This window comes from Acidiphilium sp. JA12-A1 (assembly GCF_000724705.2).
In the GTDB taxonomy this organism is placed as follows: domain Bacteria; phylum Pseudomonadota; class Alphaproteobacteria; order Acetobacterales; family Acetobacteraceae; genus Acidiphilium; species Acidiphilium multivorum.
The window spans coordinates 1-7,372 of sequence record NZ_JFHO01000080.1 but is presented as its reverse complement, the minus strand read 5'-3'; the positions used below and the strand labels follow the sequence as shown (position 1 = coordinate 7,372).

Sequence of the window (7,372 nt, the reverse complement as noted above, 5' to 3'; positions counted from 1 at the left end):
CGGGTGGACGATCGCCGGGTTCTGAGTGGCATCCTGCATCGCTTTCGCGAGGGCTTGCGGTGGCGCGCACTTCCGGAGGCTTATGGGCCGCGGACCACGGTGTTCAACCGGTTCAACCGCTGGAGCCAGCGTGGCCTCTGGCAGGAGATCTTCGCGGCCCTTGTCGCCTGCGCGGATCCCCCGCGCATCGCCATGGTGGACAGCACCTCGGTTCGGGCACATCGCGCGGCCGCGGGCGGTAAAGGGGGGCGCAAAGCCAGGCCATCGGCCGGTCGAGGGGTGGACGGACGACCAAGATCCACGCCGTCGCGGATGACCTGGGGCGCATCGCCGCCGTCCTCCTGACGCCGGGACAGGCCTCCGATATCAGTGGCGCCCGAGCGCTTCTCCCCACCATGCCACCGCCAGAAGACCTGATCGCCGACAAGGCCTACGACGCCGATGACCTCCGCGCCTTCCTCACCAGGCAGGGCACAAGGCCGGTGATCTCGCCCATGCCAAACCGCCGCGCCATACCGCCCTTCGACCCCGTCGCCTACAGAAAGCGCAATCTCATCGAGCGTGCCTTCTGCAGGCTCAAAGACTGGCGCGCCATCGCTACACGTTACGACAAGACCGCACGAAACTTCCTCGCCGGGATCTGCCTCGTCCTCGCCGTCACCGCGTGGATCAGTTGAGTCCAGAACCTAGTTCAGCAGACACAGGCAGAGGAAGCGATCAATGGCTACGACCCGGATGCCAAACGTAAAGGTGTATCGGTCGCGAGGGCGCGAGTATCTTTATTACCGGCGCGGCAAAGACTTCAGCATAAGCCTGCCGGGACCTGAGAACTCGCCTGCCTTCATGGCCGCCTACAAGGCGGCGGAGAAGCAATTCATCGCGGAGCGGGAGAGTGGCGGCACGGTGGCCGACGCGATCACCATGTATCTGTCCAGCGCCCGCTACCGCGAGATGAAGCCGTCCTCGCAGAAGGAGTATCGCCGCCTGCTCGACAAGATGCGGGAGGCCTTCGGCCACCTGATCGTCAAGAGCATCACCGTGAGGATGGTCGATGACCTGCGGGACAAGCACGCCGAACGTCCGGTCGAATGGAACCGGCTGCGCTCACGCATGGCAACCGTGTGGGACGTCTACAAGAAGAAGTATCCGATCTTCGTCGACGTGAACCCGTGGGAGGAATCCGAACGCTTCGACGAGCCGCCGTCCGACCAGAACCGGCCCTGGCCGGAGGATGTGCTGAGAACCGTTCTGACCGAGGCGACCCCGGCATTCAGGGCCTTGCTGGTCGCGCTGCTGCTGACCGCCCAGCGGATCAGCGACGTGATTGCCTACACGAGGGACCAGTATGACCCGAAGGCCCGGACGCTGCGGTTCCAGCAGTCCAAGCTGAGCCGTGTCGGTGGCTGGATGGTCCTGCACGTCCCCGCCCTGCTGACCGAAATGTTGGAGGCTTACCCGGGCGTAGACAACCTTCTGCTGTCTACACCGCAGGGCAAGCCGTGGAAGAAGGTGAACGCCGAGGAAACGCTGCGGAACATGCGCGAGCGCCTGGGCCTGCCGCGCTACACGCTGCACGACCTGCGGGCGACCGGACCGACGATCCTGAAGATGCTCGGCGTCGAGAACCGCGCCCTCCGGGCCATCACCGGGCACACGTCCGACCGCAACCTAGAGATTTATCTGCGGGGTGCCGATAATTACCGGCTGGCCGTGGAAACGCAGGACAAGCTGGCAGAAACCTTCGGATCACTCATTCGAGAGGCGACTGCGGCCGGCAACCAGAAGAAGCAGTCCGGGGCCACTGGGCGGGCGTCAAGACGGGCGAAGGCCGAGTCGAAGCCCTCGTTAATCAGGCTGAGAAAATGAGGGAGTGTCTACCAACTTTCTAACTGTCTAGCATCAGACAGTCTACGGAAAAAACCTAATGAAATCAATGGAGCGGGTGACGGGAATCGAACCCGCACAGCCAGCTTGGAAGGCTGGAACTCTACCATTGAGCTACACCCGCAACGCCACAGGGTATAAGCGCAGCGCGCGCCGCCATCAATAGAGCCGGGTGGGACAATGCCGGGCGAGACAAGCCGCGCCCGCGCGGCTATGCTGCCGCCATGCCCGTCACGCACGAGGTTTTCAACCAGGCCGGCGAACCGCCGGCGCACGACGCCTTCACCGGCGATGCCGCCCTTCTCGAGGCGGTTTCCGCCTTCGGCGCCGGCTGGGCCGCCCCCCATCTCGCCGCGGTCGGCGCCCGAATCGGCTCGCCCGAACTGCGCGCCCTGGCGCGGGAGGCGAATCGCAACCCGCCCGAACTCGCCGCCTTCGACCGCTTCGGCCACCGCATCGACGAGGTCGCCTTCCACCCCGCCTGGCACCGCCTGATGGGCATGATCCGCGCCGACCGCTTCCACAGCCTGGCCTGGACCGAACCCCGCCCCGGCGCCCATGTCGCCCGCGCCGCCGTGGCCTATCTCTGGGGCCAGGGCGAGCCCGGCGTCTGCTGCCCCGCGGCGATGACCTTCGCCGCCACCGCCGCCCTCGCCCACGCGCCCGACCTGCTCGCCCGCTTCCGCGACCGGATTCTCGCGCCCGGCTACGACCCGCGCCCGCTGCCGCCGGCGGAAAAACCGGCCCTCGGCGTCGCGATGGCGATGACCGAGAAACAGGGCGGCTCGGATCTGCGCCAGACCCGCACCACCGCGACCCGCGCGGGCGATTCGTGGCGCCTGACCGGCCACAAATGGTTCTTCTCGGTCCCCACCAGCGATCTCTTCCTCACCCTCGCCCGCACCGGCGAGACGATCTCCTGCTTCCTCGCCCAGGGCTGGCGCGACGACGGCAGCCGCAACGCGGTGCGCATCCAGCGCCTCAAGGACAAGCTCGGCAACCGCTCCAACGCCTCCTCCGAGGTCGAGTTCGACGGGCTGGAGGCGGTCATGGTCGGCGCCGAGGGCCGCGGCATCGCCACCATCATCGAGATGGCGCATCTCACCCGCCTCGAATGCGCGCTCGGCGCCGCGTCGCTGATGCGCCAGGCCACCTCGCTCGCCCTGCACCACGCCGCCCATCGCCGCGCCTTCCAGCGCGCCCTGATCGACCAGCCGCTGATGCGCGCCGTCCTCGCCGACATGGCGCTGGAGGCCGAGGCGGCGCTCTGGCTCGCCCTGCGCGCCGCCGCCGCGACCGATGCCGCCGCCCGTAACCCGGCCGAAGCCGCCCTCGCCCGGATCATCGTCCCGGTCGCGAAATACTGGACCTGCAAGCGCGCCCCCGCCCTGCTCGCCGAGGCGCTGGAATGCCACGGCGGCAACGGCTTCGTCGAGGAACACCCGATCGCCCGGCTCTACCGCGAGGCCCCGCTGAACGGCGTCTGGGAAGGGGCGGGCAACGTCATCTGCCTCGACGTGCTGCGCGCGCTGACCCGCACGCCCGAGGCCGCCGCCGCCCTCGCCGCCGAACTCGCCCCCGCCCGCGGCGCGGACACCGCGCTCGATGCGCTGATCGCCGGCGTCGAGGCGATGCTCGAACGCCCCGAATCGGCCGAGCCCGTCGCCCGCCGCCTCGTCGAGCATCTCGCCCTCGCCCTCTCGGCCGCGCTGCTGCTCCGCCACGCCCCCGCCGCCGTCGCCGAGCGCTTCATCGCCGCGCGCATCGTCCACCCCGCGCTGGCCTTCGGCGCCGCCGGCGCCACCGGCGGCGACGCCGATCTCCTTGCCCGCGCCGCCGTCATCCCGGACGCCTGCCCAAACGCCTGAAGGACCGACCGCCCATGCCCGAACCCGTCATCGCCCCCTACGGCACCACGCGCGCCGGCGCGAAGGTGCGGCGGATCACCCTCGCGAACGCGGCCGGCATGTCGGTCAGCCTGCTCGACTATGGCGGCATCGTCGACGAACTCCTCGCCCCCGACCGCCGCGGCCGCCTCGCCAATGTCGTGCTGAGCTGCCCCACCCTCGCCGACTACGAGACGAAAAGCCCCTATTTCGGCGCGCTCGTCGGCCGCTACGCCAACCGCATCGCCGGCGCCGCCTTCACCCTCGACGGCGTCCGCCACACCCTGCCGGCCAACGAGGGCGCCAACACCCTGCATGGCGGCCCGGCCGACGGCCCCGCGCCCAATTTCAGCCACCGCGTGTGGGACATCGTCGCCGCCACCGGCAGCGCCCTCACCCTCCGCCTGCACAGTCCGGACGGCGAGAACGGCTTCCCCGGCGACCTCACCGTCTACGTCACCTACACGCTGACGCCGGACAACACGCTCCGCCTCGACTATGCCGCCCGCGTCGCCGGCCGCGCCACGGTGCTCAACCTGACCAACCACGCCTATTTCAACCTCGCCGGCGGCGGCACGGCGCTCGACCACGAAATCGCCGTCGCCGCCGCGCGCTACCTCCCGCCCGATGCGGCGAACATCCCGACCGGCGCCATCGCCCCCGTCGCCGGCACCTGGCTCGACCTCACCCGCCAGCAGCGAATCGGCCCCGCCCGCGCCGGGCTCGACCACTGCTTCGTGCTCGACAAGCCCGAAGGCGTCATCGGCCCCGCCGCCCTCCTGCGCGACCCCGCCTCCGGCCGCGTCCTCGCCGTCGAGACCACCGAGCCCGCCGTGCAGGTCTACGCCGCCGGCAAGCTCGACCTGCCGCCCTACGGCCCCGGCGACGGAATCGCCCTCGAAACCCAGCATTTCCCCGATTCGCCGAACCGCCCCGCCTTTCCCTCCACCAGGCTCGACCCCGGCGAAGCCTTCCGTTCCAGCACCGTCTGGCGCTTCACCACCGACCAGGCGAGAACATGACGAGAACAAATGGTTAATAAATTCTTACCAAACGTGTTGCCGATATGTTCTCTTCATGCAAAACTCATCCTCGACGGGCAACCCGGCGCCCGCTAGACTAATTTCGCGCTCCGGTTGCATCACGCCGGCCCGCCCAACACGCTTCAGGAGTTACCGATGGAAAAGAACAAGGCACTCGACGCCGCCCTGGCCCAGATCGAGCGCGCCTTCGGCAAGGGCTCGATCATGCGCATGGGCTCGCGCAGCGAATCCGAGGCGATCGACGTCATTTCCACCGGCTCGCTCGGGCTCGACCTCGCCCTCGGCATCGGCGGCCTGCCCCGCGGCCGCGTGATCGAGATCTACGGCCCCGAATCCTCGGGCAAGACCACCCTCGCCCTGCACGCCGTGGCCGAGGCGCAGAAGCGCGGCGGCACCTGCGCCTTCGTCGACGCCGAGCACGCGCTCGACCCGATCTACGCCCGCAAGCTCGGCGTCGATGTCGACAACCTGCTGATCTCCCAGCCCGACACCGGCGAACAGGCGCTCGAAATCGCCGACACCCTGGTCCGCTCCGGCGCGATCGACGTCCTCGTGGTCGACTCCGTCGCCGCCCTCGTCCCCCGCGCCGAGCTCGAGGGCGAGATGGGCGACAGCCATGTCGGCCTGCACGCCCGCCTGATGAGCCAGGCGCTGCGCAAGCTCACCGGCTCGATCTCGCGCTCGAAAACCCTGGTGATCTTCCTCAACCAGATCCGCCTCAAGATCGGCGTCATGTTCGGCAACCCCGAAACCACCACCGGCGGCAACGCGCTGAAATTCTACGCCTCCATCCGCATGGACATCCGCCGCATCGGCTCGATCAAGGACCGCGAGGAAGTCACCGGCAACCAGACCCGCGTGAAGGTGGTCAAGAACAAGCTCGCCCCGCCCTTCCGCCAGGTCGAGTTCGACATCATGTACGGCGAGGGCATCTCCAAGGTCGGCGAACTGCTCGATCTCGGAGTAAAGGCCGGCATCGTCGAGAAATCCGGCGCCTGGTTCTCCTGCGACAGCCAGCGCATCGGCCAGGGCCGCGAGAACGCCAAACAGTTCCTCCGCGACAACCCCGACGTCGCCGCCTCCATCGAACAACGCATCCGCGCCCAGGCCAACCTCGTCGAAGCCGCCATGATCACCGACGAAACCGAAACCGAAGCCGCCGATTAATTTGCTCCTGCCCCGGCGGCGCCCCAGCGCCGCCGTCCCCGCCCGAGTAAAGCCACGGGAATGACGGCTATTGGGGGGAAAGCGGAATGGCCGGTTTCGAACGGCAACGGAGGAAAGCGGCAATCCGCGTGGCTACTCGGACCCGAGATACACTCCTCAGAATGGGATTTCATCATCTGGGTCTGAGGGGGTTGTGTCCCCTTGATGCACCTTCGTTTGAGGCACGCTTACAGTTTTACTGGACGGTGCTGGAAGCGACTTCTGTGGCGGCGCTAGCCTTGACGTCGCTTCGTCCTCGCTCTGCTTATCTAAGCCGATAAGACGCATAATGTTGGTGATCGCGGCATGACCTTCAGAAGCGGTAGTGGCCACATTCGCTGTAACGGTGGAAAGACCTACGACAACGCAGCTCAGCACCGCCATTGTTTTGCCGAAGCTAAGGCGCGGTTTTTCAATCTCTGTCGTTAATTCATCAAGCTTGTTGTTTAATGCTTGTTTTCTTGAGATTGGGAGGTCAGATTCGTTGATAACATGACGTAATCGTGAGATGTGATGTTGGATTATAGTCTTCGTGTTTCCAATCAATAAAACCGAATCGGAATTACGAGAGCGTCGCCCGCGCACGCGAATCCGCGCCACTTCTCCCTGAACAGCAAGCTCAAAACGACTATAAAAACTATAGAAATCTGTGTTTTCATAAAATACTGGCGGACTAGGAAGAGCTGTGATCCCGCACTCTACCGCAACGCTATAAACCGAAGCCATATATTGTGACTTTATGGATTGAAAGAACGAACTTGATCGTTGATCATCATCTAAAATGATATTCATTTTACTGTGAATTCTATTCTCAAATTCAACAAAACATTTTTCGTCATCTTCTGGAAGATTATCATAATCTTCGTCAGAAATCAGCTGATCCATTGTTTCCTTCTTCCAATCGTTCCATCGGCTGTTCTATAATTAGGTCGTAGCTTCATAAGCTCGCAGCCATAGCGGAGATAGCGGAACTGAAGCCGCTTCGCCCTCCCTGCATACCGGGAATGTATGTTTCCAGAAAGGCTGGAAGCGGCGCCCTATGCCCTGGATGGGTCGTTTCCTGCCGTCACAAAGCCCCTCATCCTTCTATATCACCGCCCCCACAGGCGCAAAAATCCTTGCCCACCCCCGCCCGTCCGTGTTCCTGTTCCGTTCATGGACCTCGCCACCCGCTTCCGCGCCATCATCGACGGTTTCTGCCAGGCCGTCGCCCTGCGCGGGGCGGCGCGAAATCTGGCGCCTGACACGCGCGCCCTTTTGCTCCTCCTCTGGACCCGCCTGCGCCGCGCCGCCGCCCGCTTCGCCGTCCTCGCCGCCGGCGCGCCGCCGCCCCGGCCGCGCGCGCCGAAACCC

At 65.8% G+C, this 7,372-nt stretch carries 7 protein-coding genes, 1 tRNA gene and 1 pseudogene; 7 read left to right on the top strand and 2 right to left on the bottom strand.

Translation table 11 applies throughout. The features are described from left to right. The 3 genes from RT91_RS20735 to RT91_RS14730 all read left to right on the top strand — a co-directional run. A partial coding sequence (locus RT91_RS20735) for a transposase (protein WP_152982844.1) occupies nt 1-345 on the top strand: 345 nt, incomplete at its 5' end. Further along, entirely contained in the window at nt 264-677 is a 414-nt protein-coding gene (locus tag RT91_RS20730; RefSeq protein WP_082468614.1) for an IS5 family transposase, read from the top strand. The genes RT91_RS20735 and RT91_RS20730, both read left to right, overlap by 82 nt. Nucleotides 678-843: 166 nt before the next feature. Beyond that, on the top strand, nt 844-1,866 hold the full coding sequence (locus tag RT91_RS14730; RefSeq protein ID WP_035188024.1) for a site-specific integrase: 1,023 nt from the start codon (nt 844-846) through the stop codon (nt 1,864-1,866). Nucleotides 1,867-1,934: 68 nt separating this feature from the next. Here RT91_RS14730 and RT91_RS14725 read toward each other — a convergent pair. Beyond that, nucleotides 1,935-2,008 (bottom strand) — tRNA-Gly (locus tag RT91_RS14725). A 100-nt stretch (nt 2,009-2,108) separates the two neighbouring features. On the opposite strand from RT91_RS14725, the gene RT91_RS14720 reads away from it, so the two are divergent. The 3 genes from RT91_RS14720 to recA all read left to right on the top strand — a co-directional run bounded on the left by RT91_RS14720 (nt 2,109) and on the right by recA (nt 5,980). Beyond that, nucleotides 2,109-3,752: an acyl-CoA dehydrogenase family protein gene (locus RT91_RS14720; RefSeq protein ID WP_035188022.1), complete on the top strand. Its 1,644-nt coding sequence runs from the start codon at nt 2,109-2,111 to the stop codon at nt 3,750-3,752. A 14-nt stretch (nt 3,753-3,766) separates the two neighbouring features. Further along, nucleotides 3,767-4,792, top strand: a complete 1,026-nt coding sequence (locus RT91_RS14715) for an aldose epimerase family protein (protein WP_035188020.1) — start codon at nt 3,767-3,769, stop codon at nt 4,790-4,792. A gap of 156 nt (nt 4,793-4,948) precedes the next feature. Continuing rightward, nucleotides 4,949-5,980, top strand: coding sequence for a recombinase RecA (gene recA, locus RT91_RS14710; RefSeq protein WP_007423960.1), 1,032 nt, complete (start codon nt 4,949-4,951; stop codon nt 5,978-5,980). A gap of 156 nt (nt 5,981-6,136) precedes the next feature. Here recA and RT91_RS21555 read toward each other — a convergent pair whose 3' ends face one another. Further along, nucleotides 6,137-6,904, bottom strand: a complete 768-nt coding sequence (locus RT91_RS21555; protein ID WP_152982843.1) for a hypothetical protein — start codon at nt 6,902-6,904, stop codon at nt 6,137-6,139. Nucleotides 6,905-7,174: 270 nt separating this feature from the next. Here RT91_RS21555 and RT91_RS14705 point away from each other — a divergent pair. Beyond that, nucleotides 7,175-7,372, top strand: a pseudogene (locus RT91_RS14705) (hypothetical protein); the annotation flags it as partial.

Coding starts and splice junctions, on each gene's coding strand:
- RT91_RS14715 (WP_035188020.1), top strand. CDS start 3,767: ATGCCCGAACCCGTCATCGCCCCCTACGGCACCACGCGCGCCGGCGCG.
- RT91_RS21555 (WP_152982843.1), bottom strand. CDS start 6,904: ATGGATCAGCTGATTTCTGACGAAGATTATGATAATCTTCCAGAAGAT.
- RT91_RS14730 (WP_035188024.1), top strand. CDS start 844: ATGGCCGCCTACAAGGCGGCGGAGAAGCAATTCATCGCGGAGCGGGAG.
- recA (WP_007423960.1), top strand. CDS start 4,949: ATGGAAAAGAACAAGGCACTCGACGCCGCCCTGGCCCAGATCGAGCGC.
- RT91_RS14720 (WP_035188022.1), top strand. CDS start 2,109: ATGCCCGTCACGCACGAGGTTTTCAACCAGGCCGGCGAACCGCCGGCG.